This window comes from Paenibacillus yonginensis, assembly GCF_001685395.1.
GTDB classification, from domain to species: domain Bacteria; phylum Bacillota; class Bacilli; order Paenibacillales; family Paenibacillaceae; genus Fontibacillus; species Fontibacillus yonginensis.
The window spans coordinates 4535702-4557651 of record NZ_CP014167.1; the positions used below are offsets into that span (position 1 = coordinate 4535702).

The following is a 21950-nucleotide window of genomic DNA, read 5'->3' on the forward strand; positions in this document are numbered from 1 at the left end:
CTGACAGCCACCAAAGCAGACATAAGAATCATCATGTCGAATCTTCACTCCTTCTTTATCTTCTTCCTTATCAGTACGAACCTCATAATCGGTACATGTTCCATCATACTGGAATCCCGAATCCCCCGCATAGCCCGTTTGGGCTATAAAATTCCTTCAAAATTGAACGTTGTGAGGCAGATCACAAAACGAATCTGTCAATGAGCTTTGAGGCAAAAAAAGTTTGAAATCGCTTGTGGTTTTGCCTGATTTGTGTGCAATTTCGACGAAAGTTGTGATTATGGTCACAAATTTTATAAATTTCCGTTTTCTATTGTGACATTTATCACAATACCCCCTTTGAAGAACTGCCATGATAAGAACAGTGAGTTTTCCAAGCAAGAGAGGCAGCCTGCCTCCCATTCTTATCGTTCAAAGGAGAGTATGATCCATGGATCCGTTAGTGCTTGCACGCATCCAGTTTGCTGCGACGACCATCTTCCATTTCTTCTTCGTGCCGATGTCGATCGGGTTGGTGTTTATGATCGCGGTCATGGAGACGATGTATGTCGTCAAAGGCAAAGAAGTGTACAAAACAATGGCAAAGTTCTGGGGCAAGCTGTTCCTCATCAACTTTGCAGTCGGAGTCGTAACAGGCATCCTGCAGGAGTTCCAGTTTGGCATGAACTGGTCCGATTATTCCCGGTTCGTCGGAGACGTCTTTGGCGCACCGCTTGCGATTGAAGCGCTGGCCGCGTTTTTTCTGGAGTCGACCTTTATGGGAATTTGGATTTTCGGCTGGGACCGGTTGTCCAAGAAAGTCCACCTGCTCAGCATCTGGCTTGTCTGCCTGGGGACGACGTTGTCCGCGCTTTGGATTCTGGCGGCCAACTCGTTTATGCAGCATCCGGTAGGCTTTGAAGTCAACAACGGCCGCGCGGAGATGAATGACTTTTTCGCCCTGATCGCCAACGGGCAGCTGTGGGTGGAATTTCCACATACCGTCCTTGGTGCGCTGGCCACTGGCTCTTTCCTGATCTGCGGCATCAGCGCGTACAAAATGCTCAAGAAAAAAGATTATGCTTTCTTTAAAAGCTCTTTTAAAATCGCAGTCATCGTGGCTTTGTTGTCCTCTTTCCTGACCGCAATCTTCGGTCATCAGCAGGCCCAGTACCTGGTAGAGACCCAGCCGATGAAGATGGCAGCTTCCGAAGGCCTCTGGGGCAAAAGCGGCGATCCTGCCCCATGGACGGTCGTTGCGGCGATTGACCCGAAGACCAAAGAAAATAAATTCGAGATCAAAATTCCTTACCTGCTCAGCTTCCTTTCCTACAGCAAACTGAACGGGGAAGTCAAAGGCATGAACGAACTGCAGGCCGAGTATACGCAAAAATACGGCGAAGGCAACTACATCCCGCCGGTGCGCACGACCTTCTGGAGCTTCCGCATCATGGTGGCAGCAGGTTCGCTCATGATTTTGTTTGCTGCTTACGGCTTGTACCTGTGGATGCGCAAAAAAATGGACCGCCCGAACAAAGGTTACCTGCGTTTGATGCTGTTTGGCATTTCGCTGCCTTATATCGCGAATACTTCAGGCTGGATCATGACGGAATTCGGCCGCCAGCCTTGGACGGTATTCGGGCTGATGACCACCGCCGACTCCGTGTCGCCTAACGTGACCGCAGGCCAGCTGCTGTTCTCGATTATCGCCTTCTGCGCAATTTATACCGTGCTGGCCGTCGTGATGGTGTTCCTTTGGGTGAAAGTGATCAAACAAGGTCCATACGCCAAAGACCATTCCGACGACGAACATTCCACAGATCCATTCGGCAAGGAGGGGTATCATGCTGTCTCTTAATGAGCTTTGGTTTATTTTGGTGGCGGTGCTGTTCATCGGTTTCTTTTTCCTCGAGGGCTTTGATTTCGGGGTTGGCATGGCTACAGGCATTCTTGCCAAAAACGATACGGAACGCCGCGTGTTGATCAACGCGATCGGCCCGTTTTGGGACGGCAATGAAGTGTGGCTGCTGACGGCGGGCGGCGCCATATTCGCCGCTTTCCCGAACTGGTACGCCACGATGTTCAGCGGCTACTATACACCTCTAGTTGTGCTTCTGCTGGCGCTGATCGCCAGAGGGGTCGCTTTCGAATTCCGGGGCAAGGTGCAGGACGACCGCTGGAAAAAAACGTGGGACGTCTGCATTTTCATCGGCAGCCTGCTGCCTCCATTCCTGCTGGGCGTCGTCTTCGCCGGCTTTATGAAAGGCCTGCCGATCGACGGGCAAATGGAGATGAGAGCCGGACTGTTCGACATGGTGAACTGGTATACGCTGGTGGGCGGCATTACCGTTACGGTGCTTTGTTTTGTGCACGGCCTTCTGTTCACGGTACTCCGTACGGAGGGAGAACTCCAGAACAAAGCGCGCAAGCTGGCCAAACAAATGCTGTATCCGCTCGCGGCCCTGCTGGCCCTGACCGGCATTGCCACTTATTTTGCAACGGATATCTTTGAAGCGCATGGCGCCGTATTAAGCGTGTTGGCTTTGTTGGGACTGGCCGCTTTCCTGCTGGCCGGTTATTTCCTGAGCCGTGAACGGGACGGCTGGGCTTTCGGGATGACCGGCGCGGTTATCGCTTTGGCGATTGTCGGCGTGTTCGCTGGGCTGTTCCCGAATGTGATGATCAGTTCGATCGATACGGCTTTCAACCTGACGATTCATAATGCGGCCTCGGGCCATTATTCGCTGAAGGTCATGACGATCGTAGCTGTGTCGCTGCTGCCGTTCGTGCTCGGTTATCAGATCTGGAGTTATTTCGTCTTCCACAAACGGGTGCACGAGAAATCGCATCTGGAATATTAATCATTGAGACAGGAATGAACGGACATGGACAAAAACTTGCTGAAGTTAAAAGGAATTCGGACGGTTATGGCGTTCATGGCCGCGCTGACGTTCATTCATACCCTTGCCGTAATTATGCAGGCCAAGTGGCTGGCGGATGCCGTCACCGGCCTGTTTAACGGCGAATCCCTGCAGGAACAATACGGCAGCCTCGTATTGTTCCTGCTTGGTTTTACGGTCCGGCAGCTGACGAACCTGCTGCAGCAGCGGCTGGCCTACCGTTTTGCCGAGCGGACCGGGAGCGAGCTGCGCAAGGCGTTTGTTGGCAAGCTGTTTGGGCTGGGTCCCCGTTTTGCCTCCCGGGAGGGCACAGGCAAGCTGGTCACCCTGGTGCTGGACGGCATTTCCAAGTATAAAACCTATCTGGAGTTGTTCCTGCCGCGCATGCTGGCCACGGGAATGACACCTGTCCTGGTTTTGTTGTTCGTGTTTACACAGGATGTCATGTCGGGCCTGATTTTGATTATTACGATGCCGATTCTGATCGTCTTTATGATTCTGGTGGGGCTGGCCGCGCGTCGGCAGACGGAGCGGCAGATCGGCACGTACCGCGTATTGTCCAACCACTTTGTGGATTCGCTGCGCGGGCTGGAGACGCTGAAATATTTAGGCCGGAGCAAAGGCCATGTCCGCTCCATCGAGAAAGTCAGCGACTCCTACCGCTCAGCTACAATGAGAACGCTGCGGGTAGCTTTTATGTCCTCGTTCGCCCTGGATTTCTTCACGATGCTGTCAGTGGCGTCGGTGGCGGTGAGCCTGGGGCTCCGTCTGATTGACGGGCGCCTTACCCTGCTGCCAGCGCTGACGGTTCTGATCCTCGCGCCGGAATATTTTCTGCCGGTGCGTATGGTCGGCGCGGATTTTCATGCGACGATGGACGGCAAAGAAGCGGGTGAAACGATCCGCGCGATTATTGCCGGGACCGACGACCCCGAGACCGCTGGTTCACATAGGACTATGAAGGCTGGCCAAACCGGCGCGCCTTTGGCAGCTCAGCCCGGAAATGCCGTTGAACCGATGCCCGACCGAAACATGAAGAACCAAACCCCGGGACAGATTCTTTGGACCCCCTCAAGCGTTTTAAAAATGTCCGGCCTCACCGTAAGCCACGGGGAAGGCGACAAGGACTCCCTTGCCGGCATCACCGCTACCTTGCCGGGAACGGGCCGAATCGGCATTATCGGGGAGAGCGGGGCAGGCAAGTCCACCTTGATCGACGTAATCGGTGGTTTCCTGAAACCAAACGCCGGGACTTTTAGGATTGACGGGATGGAGATGGACAACTTGGCCGTGCCCGAATGGCGGAGTCTGATAACGTACATCCCGCAGCGGCCATTTCTGTTCAGCGGAACGCTCGCTGAGAACATCGCTTTTTACGCGCCGGACGCTTCGGAAGCGGACATCCGGCGGGCGGTTCAAGCGGCCGGGCTGGAAGAGCTGCTTCATAGCCTGCCGCAAGGATTGGCAACGCTGGTCGGCGGAGGGGGGCGTCCGCTGAGCGGCGGTCAGGAGCAGCGGGTCGCGCTGGCGAGGTCTTTTTTGTGCAGCCGTCCCGTGATGCTTCTGGACGAACCGACGGCTCACCTCGATATCGAAACCGAATATGAGCTGAAGGCAACGATGCTGCCTATGTTTGCAGGCAAGCTGGTGCTGCTGGCGACCCATCGCCTGCACTGGATGCGGGAGATGGACCGGATCCTGGTGCTGGAGCAGGGCAGGCTGGCGGAAATGGGTACCCATGAAGAGCTGATGGCCCGCAAGGGCGTTTATTACGGACTGGTAAATGCGGAAAGGGAGGCATTGGCATGAACGGGGAAACGTGGTTTAAACCTTTTTTTCGCGCCTATTTCTGGCGGTTTGCGCTGATCGTGCTGCTCGGCATCCTGACGCTGGCGTCGGCGGCCATGCTGATGTTCACCTCCGGCTTTCTGATTTCGAAGTCCGCGCTCAGACCGGAAAACATCCTGCTCGTTTATGTTCCGATCGTCGGCGTCCGCACCTTCGGGATTGCTCGGGCGGTGATTCATTACGTCGAGCGGCTGACCGGCCACGACGCTGTGCTGCGCATTTTGTCGAAAATGCGGGTCAAGCTGTATAAGCTGCTAGAACCTCAAGCTTTATTTATTCGTTCTCGTCAAAAAACGGGGGACATCCTTGGCGTATTGGCGGAGGATATCGAAAATTTGCAGAACGTGTATATCCGGACGATTTTTCCGGCGGCAGCCGCCGTGGTCATGTACGTTCTGGCCGTTGTTTTTGCCGGCCGCTTCAGTCTCGGCTTCGCAGCGCTGGCTGCGATTTATCTGTTGGTTCTGATCGCCGTGCTGCCTTATATCTCCTACCGGCTGACCCGGACGAAACACAAACAGCTAAAGGAACAGCGCAGCGGGCTTTACCAGAAGCTGACCGATGCGGTGATGGGCATCGGCGATTGGGTCATCAGCGGACGTGCCGCCGCTTTTGCGGACAGCTATGAAGAAGCCGAGACCCGCGTGACCCGGATCGAACGTTCTTTGCGCAGCTGGGCCCGGCTGCGGACGTTGATCGGCCAGCTCGCAGTCGGCCTGGCCGTAGTGATTACGCTGTATTGGTCCGGGCAGGAATACGCGAACGGCCGCATTAACGTTACGTTGATCGCCGCGTTTGTGCTGGTTATTTTTCCGCTGATGGATGCCTTTCTGCCGATTTCCGAAGCCGTGGAGCGGATTCCGCAATACCAGGACGCGGTAGCAAGATTAAACCGGATCACAGAGACCAGCGGCCTTAACCGAACAGCCGTCCGGCCTGCCTCTCCGTCCGCAGCATCCTCGGACCCGGACATGCCGCCGCCCGCTCAGGTTCACATTTCGCTCCAAAACGTCTCTTTCACCTATAGCGAAGGCGAACAACCCTCGGTTTCCCATGTGAACCTGGAGCTGCCGCAGGGCAAACGGATTGCCGTGATCGGCCGCAGCGGCGCGGGCAAATCAACGCTGCTTAAGCTGATCCTCGGAGCGCTTGAACCGAGTGCGGGAGAAGTCGCTCTAAATGGCATACCGGCAGCGGAGCTCGCGCCGCACATGCCCGATTATGCGGCGGTGCTCAACCAAAGCCCGCATTTGTTCGACACGACGGTGGGCAACAATATCCGGCTTGGCCAACTTTCGGCCACCGACGAGCAAATCGCCGCGGCCGCCGAGTCGGCCCGGCTGGGCGGGCTGATCTCCTCGCTGTCTGCAGGCCTCGATACGCCGATGCACGAAACCGGACAGCGGTTCTCCGGCGGGGAACGCCAGCGTGTCGCGCTGGCCCGCGTCTTGCTGCAGAACACGCCCGTCCTTATTTTGGATGAGCCGACCATTGGCCTTGATCCCAAGACGGAACGGGAGCTGATGGCGACCGTCCTGGAGGCGGCTAAAGGCAAAACGCTGATCTGGGTGACGCACCATCTCACCTTTGCCCGCCAGATGGATGAAATTATTTTTATGAATCAGGGAGGTATCGAAATGAGAGGCACCCACGATGAGTTGATGGCCAACCATGAACGATATCGCCATTTATACCGGCTGGACCGGCCGAAATGAAGGGCCGGCATCGCAGCATCCAAACGAGGCACCGGACTGATCTCCCGGTGCTACTTCGTGTTCACGGCATTACTTTGCCTTTCAGCCCGCCCTCCGCAATGGCGCGCAGGATTGCTATTTTGCCGGTAACCGCTACAATAGTATTTGTATCCAAAGAAATCCAAAGAATGTTAAAGAAATGTTGTGGTGAAGCCATGGTATCAATCAAAGATGTAGCGAAGCGGGCGAACGTCTCCATTTCGGCCGTGTCTAAGACGCTTAACGGCTATGCGGATGTGAGCGAAGCCACTAAACGGAAAGTGATGCAGGCCGCGCAGGAATTAAATTATTTTCCCAATATGCTGGCCAAAAACCTGAAGCGCAAGGTTACCAAAACGATTGCTCTTATCATCTCCAACTTCGAGCAGACCAACGGCAAGGACGGCGTCATGTTCCAGATCATGAACGGCGTATACGCGGCAGCGCAGCACTATCACTATGAAGTGGTCATTTATACGCGGAGCCTGTCGGAGCAGCAGGACAAGTCCTATTGGCAGTTTTGCAAGGAGAACAAAATCGCAGGCGTCGTGATGTCGGGTCTTCGGACGACGGACCCTTATTTCGATGAGCTGGTCAACAGCGAATTTCCATGTGTGGTGGTGGATGCCGAGATTGCAGGTCCTCATGCGGGATCGGTCATTACCGACAATGTGGGGGCGGCCAGACAGGCGGTGGAGTATCTGATCGGCAAAGGGCACCAGGAGATCGGCATGATTAACGGGCACAGCTTCGCCGCGGTCAGCGTGCAGCGCCTGCAAGGCTACCGGGAAGCGATCGAAGCAGCCGGTTTGCGTTTTAATCCGAACCGGGTGATCGAAGCGAACTTCAGCGAAGAGGACGCATATGGTGCGGCCGAGTCTTATCTGCGGGAGCACCCGGAGCTCACGGCTGTTTTTATTGCCAGCGACCTGATGGCGATCGGATTTATGAGCCGCTGCCGGGAGCTGAACGTCCGTATTCCCGAGGACCTTTCGATTATGGGATTTGACGATATCGTGCTGTCCAGCTATACGACGCCGAAGCTTTCAACGGTCAGACAGGATTTTTCGAAGATCGGCTATACCGCCTTTGAGCAGGTCGTCAAAATGCTGGAGAACCGCACGGCCGGGTATCATAAAATTCTTCCGTTCGAAATTATTGACAGGGAGACTGTAAAAGTGCAATAATAACCCCGAAAACGTTTTCGATTGTAACGCCTTTATTTTTTTACTGGAATCGAAATCGTTTTCGGGTCTTTTTTAATCCGTTTTGAAAACGATTTAGGTTACGCTTTCAAAATTAGATAAAGTTTGTCAGGAAAGGGAGTATACCATGCTTAGCTACAACGAGACCCGGTCAGACGAATTAAAGAATTGGGTGTTCTCCGAGGTGGAGTTCCAGCCACTGGCGCTGGGCAAAGCCGAAGCCGTCATGTCGCTCGGCAACGGGTACATGGGGCTTCGTTCGGCGGCGGCGGAGCCTTACATCGGGGAAGCCGAACCGTACTGTACATCGGATTTGTCCAGGTCGCCTTTGATCCAGCGTCCTGTAACCATCACGGCCAGCTTGTCGGTCATAAATATGGAGGAGTCGCCGCCCATCGTCTCCTGTTGGACCGCCTGACCCCGGCCGACGCCTATCCCGGCATCCGGGAGCTGCTGCTTGCGCTGCGCGAGGCCAGGCTTCCGGCCGTGATTGCTTCCGCGAAGCCGTCTATGCCGCCGCGTAGTGGCCGGATGTGCAAACGCTGCGGATGGTCTGGCGCTGGATCGAAACGCCTTATGTTGATACGGTCACGTGCCGGTTTGAAGGGGACAACGTATTTATCGACAAAATCAGAAACGTATCGTTCGGGGCCAAAACCTTTCCGAGGTTTGCCGGACGGCTGGTAACGGAATTGGGGACTCAGGGGACAGGTGCACAGGAGGATTGCCGATGAGCCAAAAGCGGAAATGGTGGAAAGAAGCGGTCGTTTAACAGGTGTATTGTCCCGGGCGGTCTTTCTTCCATCATTTTCCGGAAACATGAACCCTTTCTTCCTTTCTTAACGTACTAGGAATAGATCAAAATTTAGGGGGGGTTCTTATTGAAGAAAAAACGAAACGTGTATCTCGCCATCATTCTCGCTTTTACCTTCTTGATGCCAACCGGTGTCATGGCAGCCGAGGCGCCGCCAGCGAACACCGCACCGCAGGGACTGAAGGAAATCGCTGCCGCAAAGGCCGCGCTGCTCACCGGTACCTACGGAGCAACCAGCGTCCAGTACGCCATGGTGGACAACGGCAAGATCATCGCTTCCGGTGAGGCGGGGAAGAACGATGCCGCCGGGAACATCCCGCTGACCTCCGAAACGATGTACGGCATCGGCTCGACCAGTAAGATGTTTACAACTGCCGCTGTCATGAAACTGGTTGATCAAGGCAAAATCAACCTCGATTCGCCTTTGGTGAATTATATAGCGGAGTTTAAGATGAAGGACGAACGATATAAGCAAATCACGCCGCGCATGCTGCTTAATCATTCCTCTGGACTCGAGGGATCCAGCCTCGCTAATGCCTTTTTATTTAAGGATAACGATACTTACGCACATGATACGCTGCTGGACCAACTGGCCCAACAATCCCTGAAAGCGGACCCGGGGGCGTATTCGGTTTACAGCAACGACGGATTTACACTGGCGGAAATTTTGGTTGAGCGCGTCAGCGGCATGGATTTTACCGCCTATATCCATCAGGAATTCACCGGGCCGCTAGGCTTGAAACACACGCTGACCTCGCAGGACAATCTGGATGTCAGCAAAATGGCCGCGCTTTACGCGCCGGGAGTCCCGGAGCAACTGCCAAATGAGACCGTGAATGTTATTGGAACGGGCGGCATCTACTCGACCGCCGAGGACTTGGTGAAATTCGCCGGATTGTTTACGGGCGAAGCCAAAGACATTCTATCCCCACAAGCGGTGAACGCAATGGCGCAGCCGGAATATAAAAGGGGCCTATGGCCGCAGGACGCCGACAACAGCGTTGATTACGGGCTTGGCTGGGATAGCGTGAAGCTGTTTCCTTTCAGCGAGTACGGCATCAAGGCGTTGGCCAAAGGCGGGGACACAATGATGTACCATGCTGAGCTCGTTGTTTTGCCGGAACAGAACCTGGCCGCAGCCGTCCTCTCCTCCGGCGGTTCCAGCTCACTGAATGAGCTTCTCGCGAACGAGCTGTTGCTCCAAGTGCTACAGGACAAAGGCACGATTAAGGAACGGAAACCGGCCAAGAGCTTCGGCACACCGGAAAAAGCCGACATGCCGGAAGAACTGACAAAATACAGCGGATTCTATGGGGCGACGAATCAATTGATCCGCATCGACGTGGCTAATGGTGAAATCAACGTGACTTCCCCGTTCGCGCCCGGTCAATCCTTAGGACTTCCAAAGCTGATCTATACGAAGGACGGAACATTCGTCAGCGAAGACGGCACCTTGAAGGTCGCTTTCGTGAAGGAGAAGAACGGCCGCACCTATCTCTGGGAAAGACAATATGCCTCCGTTCCCGAGTTGGGACAACTGGCGGTAAATCTGTATTCTGCGGAGAAGCTGGAGGCGAACGCGATTACTCCAGACGTTGAAGCAGCCTGGAAGCAGCGCGACGGGAAATCCTATTTCCTGGTATCGGAGAAATACAGCTCATTGGCTTACTTTATGACGCTGCCCATTTACCAAATCACTCGCACCGACAGCTTGCCCGGCTACGTGATGGACAAACAAATTACGGGTCCCGATTCGTTGATGGGCAAACATGCGGTTCCCGTTACGGGCAGCCGCGATTCAGCGGAATTCCGTTTCTTTACCCAAGCCGGAAGCGAATATTTGGAGACCGCCGGGTCCCTATACTTGAACGGCGATCAAATCAAAGAGCTGTATCCCGGCAAGAAGTCCTCGGTGACCTTGCGTCCGACGGAGCAGGCACGCTGGTTCAGCGTTCCGGCCCAAGCGGCCGGAAAAACCATGACCGTCGAGTTGCCGGCCCAAGCGGCCTTTGCGGTCTACGATGCTGCCGGGACTTGCGTGAATTTCTCGGTGGTCAGCGGGAACAACCGAGTGGAGCTGCCAGAGAACGGAAAAATCGTGTTTATCGGCGATCCGGGTAAGACTTTCCGGATTTTCCTGAATTCATAAATAGTGCTCATATTTTATTTTAGCTCAAAAAATAGGGGAACCTCGCCACAAATCTGCGAGCGTTCCCCCTGTTTTTTACATGTCAAAAAGAAATTATGTAATGGAGGACAAGTAGGCGAGTAATGTTCCTCCGTTTCCATTGCCAAAAACAGAATGAAAGCTGTTCTCGAGCTTTGCAGCCAACGGCAAACAACCGCCAGCCGACAAAAAAGCTGTCCGGCCGCTTAACGGTGGGAACAGCTTTTTTGTATAATCGGCTCTATCAATCGAAATCCTTATTTCACGAGATTGCTGAGCACATCATCCATGATCTGACCGCCGGCGACGGCGCCTTTGTACATCCAGCCTCCGGAAGCGCTGATTTCATGCACATTGCCGTTCTTGACGGCTTTCAGGCCCTGCCAGATCGGGCTTTTGATCGTCTCGGAATCGGGGCCGTCGCTGTTCATCACAAAGATATGATCGGCATCCAGCTTGGACAGCTGCTCTACAGGCACCGGGTTCCAGTCCGCCTGGGCTGCCTTGGAAATATCCGTTACAAGGCTTGGCTCAGAGAAGCCAAGATCGTGATAAAGCACATTGCCGCTGGCTACGCTGTCTTTAACCGTATAAACGGCCTTCTGTGTAATCCACAGCACGGCTGCGGACTGTCCGCTTAGGCCGGCAGCTTCCAATGTGGATTTCGTGTCTGCGGCTTTCTGGTCGTAATCGGCAAGCACCTTTTCAGCTTCAGCTGACTTGCCCAGCAGATCGCCGATTGTAGTGAGCGATTTGCGCCAGTCGTTGCGCACGGCATCGCCCAATACATAAGTTGGGGCGATTGCGGAATACTGCTCGTACAGGCCTTTCTCAACCGCTGATTCAGAGTCGATAATGATCAGATCCGGATTGAAGCTTGCCACTTGCTCAGGCGGCAGATCGTAAGCGATGGTCGGCACGCCGGACAGAGAGGACTGGAGATAGTCCTGAATGCTTTTTCCGTCAGCAACGGACCATTGAGCAACCGGCTTCACACCAAGTGCAACCAGGTGGTCCTCCAGATAGGAAGCCAGCACCCTTTGCGGGTTAGCAGGAATTTTGACATCATGGCCCATTGCATCTTTAATCGTCCGTTCTGCTGCTTCGCTAGGCGCTGTGGAATCGCTTGGCTCCGTAGAAGCGGCAGCATTGCTTGTATTGCTGCTGCTTGCGCTGTTGTTCGCAGCGCTGCTGCCGCAGGCCGACAGCACGAGTGTCAGGATCAACAGGCTGAGCAGGACAAAACCGGTTCTGCCGGTCTTTTTCTTAAACACATTCAACATTCTCTAATCCCCCATAGTTTAGCAATATAGTTGTCTCATTGACTTAAATGATAATGATTATCACTATCGTTGTCAATTCAATTTTGAGAGGGACCGTGACCAAGCTGATGTGACCAAACCCAACTTATTTAAGCAATCCGGCTTCCCTTGCCTGCTCTTCAGTCAGAATAAATTCTTCAGTCGGCCAGGTATCATCTTCGTTGCCGATTCCGAACCACTGCATCACTTGCGGCCAAATGCCTTTATCCATCGCTTCGCTTTGCGTAATGATCACTTTCACTAGGATCTCCCCTTAACTGTTATTATTCCATTCAATGGCCTTTCTTTAAACCGGTTCTATTTCATGTTTACCCTTAATGGCGACATTGTATGCTCTGCCGGATCGGCATCAGAAAATAAAAAGCCTCTTTGCGCACATGGCAAAAAAAGCCTGCATTTCTGCTCCCGTCAATTCGGAGGGTGGGGCGGACGGCAGAACGTAAGGAGCTCGCGAATCAGCTCCTGCTCGGTTCTGTCATTCCATTCGCGAATCATGCGGGGAATCAGAAACAAATCGACAATAATCCAAACTGTCCAGGATCCACCAGCTCCCGGTGATGACCAAACCAAACTGAAGGAACAGGAAAAAGAATGAAGGGGGACAAACAGAGCACATGCCGCCTGTAAAAAAGAACTGCCCCTGCCATCGGCAGGAACAGTTCCATAGGTTCGCGTTATTCGTCCTATTAGAACGGTCTATTACTTGAAAGAATTCCAGAAAGCAACTTCGTCCAGCGTAAGACGGGAGCTTGGATGTCCGGCTTCCGCGGCTTTGCCGACCGCGATCAGAAGCGCAGGCTCATAAGTATTCGGAACCTCGAAAGCTTCCTTGAACTGCTCGGCGTTATAGCCGCCCATTGGAACGGTATCATATCCCATGGAACGGGCAATCAGCATCAGCTGCATCGAAATCAGCCCGGCATCAAAGGTGTTGATCCGGCGAAGAACCTCCTGCGGCAAGCTGCCGTACATTTTGACGGAATTTTCAATCATTTTATCGCGGATTTCTTCGCTCATAATGCCGAATTCAGCTGTGCGATGGTAAATTTCCGAAGCTTTGTCGTAAGATCTCATGTCTACAAGCACGGCAATAACGGCGGAAGCCTCGACCACCTGCTGCTGGTTGTAAGCGATAGGAAGCAGCTTCTCCTTCAGCTCCTGGTCATCAATAATCAGAAACCGCCAAGGCTGCATATTGGAAGACGAAGGGGCCGTAAGGGCCAGCTGCAGCATCTCCTGAAGCTCTTCCCGGGGAATTTTAACGCTCGAATCATAATGACGAACAGAACGTCTTTCTTTCAGAATGGTAGTCAGATTCTGTGTCTCCTGAAGTTGGTTGCTCATGGTCTCATCCTCCATTAATTTGTTCTCTATTTGTACAGCTTTGAATCAAATCCGCAATGGTGTAGTCTTTCAAGATGTCCAGCATACTGCTGTTGATTCTCCCGATAATCTCCGAGAAAGAACCCTTCAGATCGTCTTGGAACTCGCAATGACCTACCGTTTCCAGCATCGCACCCCAATGGAGATCTTTCCCCTCCAAAGCCAGATAAACCTCATCCAGAGTGATCTGCTCCGGAGACCGCTTCAGAAGATAACCGCCAACCCGGCCTTCGCGGGTCTCTAAAATACCGCCTAACGCCAGTTGGGATAAAATTCTGCGGATCAGCGTCGCTTCAGAACCAATCGATTTGGCAATGGCATGGCTGGGATAAGGTTCTTCACCAAGCCGGGATAATACAACAAGCGCCTGGAGGGCTAAACCAAACCATTTGAAATTGGGTGACTTGCATTGTTCAGCCTCAAACATCGTTGGTCTCCTCTCCCGTGCTTCTGTACGAAGTAAGTATATCTGCAATCTGTGAGATATGCAAGCACAGTTTATAGGGAAATTAAAGTACGTCTCCAGTGGGCATTTTCGCTGTATCTTGTTCTGGTTTTGTTCCTTCAGCAAAAAAGACCCCTGCAGACACAAGCAGGCTTGTGCGGCAGAGGCCTTCCGGGTGGAATCATTTATTCGGCCGCTGGAGGGGCCGGTGCAGGTTTGACTTCCTTCTGGACAACCTTTGGCGGCTTCCATTTGACGCTTCGGCGCAGGAACAGCGAGAAGAATAGTCCGCCGATAGCAATCCATGTCGCTACGATAAACGCATCATTGATTCCCTCTATGGAGGAATCGCGAACAGCCAGGCTGTATAAGGTCTGGGCAGCCGTTGCTTGTGCGGTTTCCTGAGGAAGTCCGCCCATAGCGGACAATGCTTGACCCAGCTCATTCAGGTTTTGTACGGCTGAAGGGTTATTTGAAGTCAGCGTATTGCTGAAATTCCCCATATGAACCGTTGAGCGAGTCGTCATAATCGTAACAAGCAGAGCCGTGCCGATGGAGCCGGCGATCTGCCGGACCGTATTGGACATGGCGGTTCCGTGGCTGCCGAGATGCCTTGGCAGCTGGTTTAAGCCTTCCGTCTGGACGGACATCATCAGCAGGGACATGCCGAAGCTTCGGATCGTATACAGCGTCATAATGGATCCGTAGCTTGTCTCCGCGGTCAGCTTGCTGAACTCATACGTGGTCACGGCCGTGATCATCAGGCCGATGACAGCCAGCGGTCTTGCGCCGATCCGGTCAAAGATACGGCCCGAAATCGGCGACATGATGCCCATCAGAATGGCGCCGGGCAGCAGCAGCAGCCCGGACTGCAGCGGCGTAAAGCTCCGGATATTCTGCAGGTAAAGCGGAAGCAGCAGCATGCCGCCGAACATGACCATGTTGACGGTTGCGCCGACCAGCGTTGAGATCGTAAAAATGTCATATTTGAACACCCGGAATTCGAGCATTGGTTTCTCCAAGCCGAGTTCTCGAATGACAAACAATAAAATAAACAGTCCGCCTATAATCAGGGACAGCACAACGGTGGTGCTTGTCCAGCCATCGCTGCCGGCGGAGCTGAAGCCATACAGCAGCGCACCAAACCCGATTGTGGAGAAGACGGTGCCAAGCGTGTCGAATTTGGGGGAGGACAGCTTGGATACGTTGCGCAGCCAGGCAAAAGCGAGCAGAATATCCAGAGCGGTCAGCGGGATGACCATGATAAACAAGATTCGCCACGTATAGTGCTCCACAATCCAGCCCGAAAGCGTAGGCCCAATCGCAGGAGCAAACATCATGGCAATGCCCATGGTGCCCATAGCGGCGCCCCTTTTCTCAGGCGGGAATACCGTCAGGAACACGTTCATGACAACTGGCATGATGATGCCGGCACCGCTGGCCTGAATGATCCGGCCGATCAGGATGATGCTGAAGGTTGGACTGACAGCGCAGATGATCGAGCCGATGCCGAACAGCAGCATGGAGCAGATAAACAGCATTCTCGTCCCGAAGGATTCGATCAGGAACGCCGTAATCGGAATCAGCACGCCGTTAACCAGCATATAGGCTGTGGACAGCCACTGCACCGTTGTCGCGGAGACATTAAAGTCGGTCATCAGGTGCGGGATCGCCACGTTCAGCAGCGTCTGGTTCAGGATGGAGATAAAAGCTCCAAGCATCAAAACCGACAGCGTTTTGCCCATTGAGATTTGTGCCATAAATGCCCCCTAAATGTGCACGCGGACGGAGGCATTCATTCCCGGAACGATTCCCAGCCCTTTGTATCCCTCAATCGTGATCACGACCGGAATAACCTGAGTGACTTTCGTATAGTTGGCATTGCTGTTGGAGGCCGGGAGCAGGGAGAAGGTGCCTGCCGTAGCCAAACCAATGGAGTTGATCCGACCGGTCAAGGTCGTCCCCGGAAAAGCGTCTACGTAGACATCGACGGTCTGTCCAATTTTGATGTCGCTGATTCGGGTCTCCTCAATATTAGCGTTGATCCAAAGGTTGTTAAAATCATAGGCCCGGCCCAGCACGGTTCCCGCTGACACCAAAGAACCTTCCGTCGCTGTGCTTTGCACGATGGTACCGGCCGCAGGCATAGTGACGTCTACTGTCGTTCCCCCGCCGGTTATGGAGCCGATTTTTTGCCCGGCAGTCAAATCTTTGCCGACCTGGCCCGTCCATTGCTTCAACTGCCCGGCGGCAGGAGACACCAAGTTAACTGCCTGGCCGGTTACCTGGGCATTATTGGTTTTTACATAACTGGTGGACTGGTTATAGTAATAAATTCCTGCGCCGGCACCAACCAATATAACGATAATGACGATTACATTGATTAATATGGCCTTCGAGCTCATGGCAATGTTTCATCTCCCTTACTGATTTCGGTATTTGTGGTTTGTGGAGAGTTTCTCCGAAAGCAGGGCCGCTTATCCGCTCGAAAGGATACTAATATTTATGAGCGGTTTGGACATCAATAATGAAAACAAGAAGGCTCAGCAATCAGCATCCAGACTATGCAGCAGGTTGAAATCAACCAGAAACCTGAAGAATAAGGAGAGACACTGATGAATGTATATGTAGTGTATGACAGCGACAGCGGCCATACGGAGATGCTGGCCAAAGCCATTGCGCAGGGGGCTCAGGAGGCGGGAGCCAAGGTGGCTCTGCATCATGTAAATGAGGCTTCCGTACATGATCTTGCGGATCAGGATGCCATTATTTGGGGCTGTCCGGGTCATTTCGGCACGATCAGCGACGGATTGAAGGAGTGGATAGACAAACTTGGATATCTATGGGCAACCGGCGGACTGGTGGACAAGGTCGGGGCAGTATTCTGCACGACGGCCACCGTGCATGGCGGCCTTGAGTCCACGCTGCTCAACCTGATTGTGCCCATGCTTCACCAGGGGATGATCATTACAGGGCTGCCGGGCACTATCCGGGAGAATGCGCTTTACGGTTCTTATTACGGGGTAGGCATTACCTGTCCGGTGGAAGAAACGCCAGAAGGCCCGCCTAGTGAACCAAGCGAGCAGGATTTAAGCCTTGGCCGCGCGCTCGGCTTGCGAGTAGCCGAGCTGGCCGCAACCTTGCTGCGGGGTAGGGAGCAGGGAGGGAGGTAGAACATGATTTACGGGTTCATCATCCTCGTTATATTGGGAATTCTATTTCTAATCATCTTTAATGTACGTAATTCCAGAAGGAATAGCGGAACCTCGGGGGCAGGTGAAGCAAGCGGCGGCATTGCTGGAGCTGATTCCCCGGCTGCCGGATCCGCCGATTCCCCGGCCGAAGAAGCCGCTTTAGCTCCGGAAGCGGTTGTGCCGGCAGAGCCCGGCTTGAATCCGGACTCCTTTGATCCGGCTTCACTGGATAACGCTGCAGCTGTAGGCGCAATTGAAGTTGATCATCCGCCGGTGACCTCGGCCGGCGCGGATTTAAAGGCAGCCCGCCAAGGCAGTCTGGACGCGCAGTATCGTGATGCGTTAAGAAGGTTCGCGGCAGAAGAAGGCGGAGAAGGGCGACAATCGGGGGACGATCCTTTAGTTCAGAACATCAAAAGCGCTGACGAAGCTTACCGGGATGCTCTTCGGGCCATGCGCCGCAAAGAGTAGGGGGATTTATAGGCAAATAAGTTTCTTGTAGCCTGGAAAAGGTTCAAATGAACAAACCCGCAGAGAATAGAACGTTCTCTGCGGGTTTCTATTTTTTAGATAAGGAAAGGTTGGCAAAACGTTATTGAGGCATCGTAATCTCCACGCTCCGCATATAATCGGACAGTTCTCCGACCTCCGCCTTTCCCCCGAACAACGCCGGAATGGATTCCAACGGAGCGGCCATCGTGCCTGCGATCTGATCGACAGGCGCTGCAAGTTTGACCGTTTGACCATTCACTTGGGCTTCGTCTGATCCCTTGGTGAGTACGGCCGTATCTTCGCCATATTTCAGCGTCAGAGTTTGGCTGGCCTGATCATAATCGAAGCTTGTACCGAGCAGTTCAGCGAACTTCTTCAAAGGAGCCATCAGCGTATCGCCGGTGGAAGGCGGGATAAACCCGAAGCTCCGTTCCTCGCCGTTAATCTTGAGATCCAGCGAGTAGACGGTTCCGTCATCCTTGTTGATCACTACATTTTCCGCCTGACGTTTCAGGTTGTGGATTTCCTGCTCCAGATTGTCTGCGGTAACCTGATGGGTGCCCTTTGCAATCTCGTCGACAATTAGAGAGTTGATTGCGCCCGAGTGGTGGGACATATCTTTGTAATTATCGAGTGTATACGTAATCTCTTTGTCTGTCTGGAATTCATGGATGCTGACATTGTCAAATGAACTGAGCTGCTCGTACATATAACGCTTCATCTCGAGCTGGTTGGCATAGCGCTGCGGGTTTGTAGTATACCAGACCTGCTGCCGCAAAATGGAGTAAGGCGGATAATAGAAATAAAAGGTCGTCTCCGGATGCTCCTTGACCAGCTGCAGCACGTTGTCGTTGAAGCTTTGTTTCACCGATTCCAGCGGATCTTCATTATCGCCGTAAGCCGATTCGTTATAGCGGGCAAACTCCCAGTTCTTGATGACCGGGTCGCGGCCGTATTTCACGCTCCGGTCCCAGTTGTTCAGCTTCTCCAGGGAGGGGTGCGTAGCCGCGCGCGCTTTGGAGTGCTTCAAGGCTTCGTATGCGCTCGTAATATTGGATTCGTTGAAAATATATTTGTAATCGTTCAGTATGTTGTTGTCATATAAATAATACGGAAAGTCTCCCTGGTCACTGACATGGTTACCGCGAAACGCAAAATAATCCAGTCCCCACAGCACCTGCTTAACTTGACCTGTGCCAAAAGCAACTTTGGCGGTTAAGTTCTGCTCTCTTGCCGTAGAGCCTTCAATGGACAGCTTGAGCACCGAGCCGTGAAGCTTCTCCCCTACTTCGGAGGGCAGGAAGTTCTCTGTCATCGAGCTGCCAAGCACGATCGTATCATAGTGATAATTTCGGGCCAGCCCCGGATTTTGGTAACGCTCCTGCCAGGAATATGTCGGCGTGTAGAAGGTAGCTTTCCGGTAGAACTGCAGCGGGTCAACAATGACTACAAAAGAGCCTACCAGAAGAGCAAACAGCAGAATAAATCCTAGAAACTGAACTAAAAACAGTTTGTGTTTCACTTTTTTGTATCTCACTTTGTAATCTCCTTACATACCGGTCCGGCCGGATTTTAGAAGCTGAAATAAAGGAACTCGCTGATTTTATTGAAATAAACGACAGAGAACACGAACAGGGCGGCTGCGAAGGCAGCGCTGAACCAGCCCGGCTTGAAGCGCTCCACCATCTGCATGGAGTTGCGGAACAGCAGCGCGACAAGAATGAAGACAGCCAGCCACAAAACAGTGGTTTTGTCGAGCGTAGAAAGGCCGATCCCGTTCAGGCCGATCATGCCCTTCAGCACCTTGATGGCGTCATCCCAGCTTGTAGCGCGGAAGAATACCCACGCGAAGTTAATAAACTGGAAAGTGATAAACCAGGCTAGCCATTTGGGCATCTGAATGCCGGTCTTCTGCCACATCCGGTGGATGAATTGGGCGAAGCCATGCAGAAATCCCCAGAAGACAAAGGTCCAGCCGGCTCCGTGCCACAAGCCGCCGATCAGCATGGTAAGCATCGAATTAATATGGGTGCGTGCAGTTCCTTTACGGCTGCCGCCAAGCGGAATATAGATGTAATCCCGCAGGAAGCGGCTCAGTGTCATATGCCAGCGGCGCCAGAAATCCTGGATGCTGACGGACTTATAAGGCGAATTAAAGTTGATAGGCAGCTTGATATTAAACAGCAGCGCGATCCCGATCGCCATATCGGAGTAACCGCTGAAATCATAGTACAGCTGGACCGTATAAGCCAGCGAAGTTGTCCAGGCCTGGACGAAGTTCAGCTGGGTCATGGTGTCGAAGCCGTTGGCAGCAATCGGCGAGAAGGAGTCGGCGATGACCACCTTCTTAAATAAGCCGACCGAGAAGAGAAACAAACCTTTGGCCGCGTTGCTGTAATCGAAACGCTTCCCGCGCAGGCGATCGAACTGGGGCATCATCTCTTTATGATGCAGAATTGGACCCGCAATTAAATGGGGATAGAAGGTCACAAACAAAACATAACTGACAATGTTGTATTCTTTGGCCGTACCGCGGTAGGCATCGACCAGATAAGCAATTTGGGTAAAGGTAAAAAAGCTGATCCCGAGCGGTAAAACGATATGCAGAAGCGGCATGTCCTGATTCAGCAGCGCATTGGCGTTCGTCAGGAAGAAATCCGCATACTTGTAATAGCCCAGCAGCAGGACATTGACGGTAATGGCAATGAACAGCGCTGTTCTCCGTGGTTTGTCACCGGGCTCCCCCAAATGGCTGATCGTCCGTCCCATCACATAGTTAAAGGCAATGGAACCAAGCAGCAGCGGCAGGTAACGAACATCCCACCAGCAGTAGAAAAACAGGGAGCTGAGCGCGAGCCACAATTTACTTGAGTGTTTTGCATAATTCCGTTTCAGAGAAGAAGCGATAGCATATTCACTGTCGTTAAGGGGTAATTTTCGAAAATGGTATTATATGGATGAAGAAAAGGGCAGACTTGCAGAATTTTAGAACAGCTCGTTTTTTAAGCGGCAGCCCGTTTTGAATGATGAGAAACGGCGAGCGCAGATGCAAGCAGAACAATGGCATTCAAATACTGGTGAGTTGTGACTTTCTGAATGCCCCGGACATGTGCGGCGTCTGCCGTCAAATAGGTTTTCAATCGGGAGTTGCAGCGTTCTACGCTGGTTCGTTCATTGTAAAGTTCCTTCCAACGCTTTGTATCCCGATGAGGGATGCTGTATCGCCGGAGATCATCCTTCGCATTTACTTTGACGACCATTCCATAGTTTGAAGACGAGCAGGCAGCCATGCCAAGCGGACAGTCGACTTTACCCGTGGCATGCGGGCAGCGAAATTTATGCATATCGCCGTCAACTCCCCAGTATGTCATCGCATAACCCATGGAACAGCACGGTGTTCCGTTCGAGGTCATGCCAGCAGGCGGTTCCTTCTCCCCCCGAAGATTAAGGGGAATGATGGCTTGTGCCTTGACGTTGCGGGCGGCCTCATAAACTTTCATTTGGTCGTAGCCCGCATCGAGTATGAAAAATCGTGTGCTCGTCCTGGACGCTGTTTTCTCGATCAGGCCCGGCGCCATTTCTCCATCATTGACATGCGCCGGCGTTACTTCCAAGGCGATCGGCAATTCACTTTTCGTATCGACCGCCAGATGAATTTTGTAACCAAACCATGTGATTTTATTGCCGAAGGAATCAATTTTTGCGCCCCAGTTCGCATTACCCGTTTGCTCGCTTTTGCGTTTGGGCTGCTTTTTCTCGTAAGCGCGGAGAGCGGCGCTGTCTATGGCGACGTTACTGCCTTCTATGATACCTTCCTGCTGACAGCGTGTGACCAAATCCTCAAAAAGCCGTTTTGCCAAGTCCTTTCTCGTCAGTTCTGAGAAAACTCGGCTTAATGTGGATATGGAAGGAGCTTCTCGATCCAGCGGAAGACCACACTGATAACGAAACCGGAGATCCGTATCCAAACGCTTATGCAACCCTGAAAAGGTACTTATTCCTTCAAGCGGCGCAGCCAAGAGTGCTCGTAGAATACCTTGTCTGCAGTATCCCTCAGCGCCTCGGGGTGAACGGCTTCTCAGTTCCTTGGCATACGGTCTCAGATCGAGAGAGCTGAAGAAGATCGGCAATCTCTCCTTGGGTTGAATTTTTAAAAGTTCTTCGAAGGAAAACAGACATTCTTGGAGAATATACAAAGTGACTTCCTCCATCCTTGAGGTTTTTGGGTTTGGTCACTTGAAAACTTCTCCAAGTTGGGGTGAAGTCCCTTTTTTATGTCCGAAAATCCTTACGGCTCAAGGCCTCAGATTACTGCAAAACGCTCACTTAAGAAAATAAGTCTGAACCTGTTAAGCACAAAATACACGATTACCGTAACTGGCATAAAAACAAAAATAAATTCGTACGAGTTGAAAAGCACAATCAAACCCCGCTTTCTGAGTTCTGTTCCTGAATCGACCCAAAGCAA

Annotated in this window: 20 protein-coding genes; 10 read left to right on the forward strand and 10 right to left on the reverse strand. The window is 52.7% G+C overall.

Going from position 1 to position 21950, the window contains the following annotated elements; all coding sequences use genetic code 11:
* Window positions 1–430: 430 nt before the first annotated feature.
* The 4 genes from AWM70_RS20555 to cydC are packed head-to-tail and all read left to right on the forward strand — an operon-like array spanning window position 431 to window position 6442.
* Entirely contained in the window at window positions 431–1837 is a 1407-nt protein-coding gene (locus AWM70_RS20555; RefSeq protein WP_068699580.1) for a cytochrome ubiquinol oxidase subunit I, read from the forward strand.
* Window positions 1824–2840 (forward strand): cytochrome d ubiquinol oxidase subunit II, encoded by a 1017-nt coding sequence (cydB, locus tag AWM70_RS20560; RefSeq protein WP_068699582.1) that lies wholly within the window; start codon window positions 1824–1826, stop codon window positions 2838–2840. Before AWM70_RS20555 ends, cydB begins: the two co-directional genes overlap by 14 nt.
* A 24-nt stretch (window positions 2841–2864) precedes the next feature.
* On the forward strand, window positions 2865–4688 hold the full coding sequence (gene cydD, locus AWM70_RS20565) for a thiol reductant ABC exporter subunit CydD (protein ID WP_068699583.1): 1824 nt from the start codon (window positions 2865–2867) through the stop codon (window positions 4686–4688).
* Complete coding sequence (gene cydC, locus AWM70_RS20570; RefSeq protein WP_068699584.1) at window positions 4685–6442, forward strand: thiol reductant ABC exporter subunit CydC; 1758 nt, start codon at window positions 4685–4687, stop codon at window positions 6440–6442. The genes cydD and cydC overlap by 4 nt, the downstream gene beginning before the upstream one ends.
* 61 nt (window positions 6443–6503) lie before the next feature.
* Here the strand turns inward: cydC and AWM70_RS24145 are convergent, their stop codons facing one another.
* Entirely contained in the window at window positions 6504–6638 is a 135-nt protein-coding gene (locus tag AWM70_RS24145; protein WP_257784534.1) for a hypothetical protein, read from the reverse strand.
* Here AWM70_RS24145 and AWM70_RS20575 point away from each other — a divergent pair.
* From AWM70_RS20575 to AWM70_RS20590, 4 genes are all read left to right on the forward strand, one after another.
* Window positions 6637–7647 (forward strand): LacI family DNA-binding transcriptional regulator, encoded by a 1011-nt coding sequence (locus AWM70_RS20575; RefSeq protein ID WP_068699585.1) that lies wholly within the window; start codon window positions 6637–6639, stop codon window positions 7645–7647. The two genes, AWM70_RS24145 and AWM70_RS20575, sit on opposite strands and share 2 nt — an antisense overlap.
* A 145-nt stretch (window positions 7648–7792) precedes the next feature.
* Window positions 7793–8083: a hypothetical protein gene (locus AWM70_RS24235; RefSeq protein WP_068699587.1), complete on the forward strand. Its 291-nt coding sequence runs from the start codon at window positions 7793–7795 to the stop codon at window positions 8081–8083.
* A gap of 130 nt (window positions 8084–8213) precedes the next feature.
* Window positions 8214–8399: a hypothetical protein gene (locus AWM70_RS23575; RefSeq protein WP_169823483.1), complete on the forward strand. Its 186-nt coding sequence runs from the start codon at window positions 8214–8216 to the stop codon at window positions 8397–8399.
* Window positions 8400–8546: 147 nt separating this feature from the next.
* The gene (locus tag AWM70_RS20590; protein ID WP_068699591.1) at window positions 8547–10628 is read left to right on the forward strand and encodes a serine hydrolase domain-containing protein; all 2082 of its coding nucleotides are present in this window, start codon (window positions 8547–8549) and stop codon (window positions 10626–10628) included.
* Window positions 10629–10903: 275 nt separating this feature from the next.
* On the opposite strand, the gene AWM70_RS20595 is transcribed toward AWM70_RS20590, so the two are convergent.
* The 6 genes from AWM70_RS20595 to AWM70_RS20615 form a co-directional block, all read right to left on the reverse strand.
* Entirely contained in the window at window positions 10904–11929 is a 1026-nt protein-coding gene (locus AWM70_RS20595) for an ABC transporter substrate-binding protein (RefSeq protein ID WP_083180457.1), read from the reverse strand.
* Between the two features lie 124 nt (window positions 11930–12053).
* The gene (locus AWM70_RS23580) at window positions 12054–12209 is read right to left on the reverse strand and encodes a hypothetical protein (RefSeq protein WP_169823484.1); all 156 of its coding nucleotides are present in this window, start codon (window positions 12207–12209) and stop codon (window positions 12054–12056) included.
* Between the two features lie 458 nt (window positions 12210–12667).
* Window positions 12668–13312, reverse strand: coding sequence for a nitroreductase family protein (locus AWM70_RS20600; protein WP_068699593.1), 645 nt, complete (start codon window positions 13310–13312; stop codon window positions 12668–12670).
* 4 nt (window positions 13313–13316) lie between these two features.
* Window positions 13317–13778 carry an RrF2 family transcriptional regulator gene (locus tag AWM70_RS23175; RefSeq protein ID WP_068699595.1) on the reverse strand — a complete coding sequence of 154 codons (462 nt, stop codon included), beginning with the start codon at window positions 13776–13778 and terminating at the stop codon, window positions 13317–13319.
* Window positions 13779–13981: 203 nt separating this feature from the next.
* A complete protein-coding gene (locus AWM70_RS20610; protein WP_083180459.1) occupies window positions 13982–15556 on the reverse strand; it encodes a DHA2 family efflux MFS transporter permease subunit in 1575 nt (524 codons plus the stop codon).
* A 9-nt stretch (window positions 15557–15565) separates the two neighbouring features.
* Complete coding sequence (locus tag AWM70_RS20615) at window positions 15566–16201, reverse strand: HlyD family secretion protein (RefSeq protein ID WP_068699597.1); 636 nt, start codon at window positions 16199–16201, stop codon at window positions 15566–15568.
* A gap of 210 nt (window positions 16202–16411) precedes the next feature.
* Between AWM70_RS20615 and AWM70_RS20620 the strand changes: the two genes are divergently transcribed.
* Window positions 16412–16969, forward strand: coding sequence for an NAD(P)H-dependent oxidoreductase (locus AWM70_RS20620; RefSeq protein ID WP_068699599.1), 558 nt, complete (start codon window positions 16412–16414; stop codon window positions 16967–16969).
* Between the two features lie 3 nt (window positions 16970–16972).
* Window positions 16973–17461, forward strand: a complete 489-nt coding sequence (locus AWM70_RS20625; RefSeq protein ID WP_068699601.1) for a hypothetical protein — start codon at window positions 16973–16975, stop codon at window positions 17459–17461.
* Window positions 17462–17582: 121 nt separating this feature from the next.
* Here AWM70_RS20625 and AWM70_RS20630 read toward each other — a convergent pair whose 3' ends face one another.
* From AWM70_RS20630 to AWM70_RS20640, 3 genes are all read right to left on the reverse strand, one after another.
* Entirely contained in the window at window positions 17583–19019 is a 1437-nt protein-coding gene (locus AWM70_RS20630; protein WP_068699603.1) for a stalk domain-containing protein, read from the reverse strand.
* 35 nt (window positions 19020–19054) lie between these two features.
* Entirely contained in the window at window positions 19055–20344 is a 1290-nt protein-coding gene (locus AWM70_RS20635; protein WP_237167769.1) for an MBOAT family O-acyltransferase, read from the reverse strand.
* 140 nt (window positions 20345–20484) lie between these two features.
* Window positions 20485–21678, reverse strand: a complete 1194-nt coding sequence (locus AWM70_RS20640; RefSeq protein WP_016311143.1) for a transposase — start codon at window positions 21676–21678, stop codon at window positions 20485–20487.
* Between the last annotated feature and the right edge of the window lie 272 nt (window positions 21679–21950).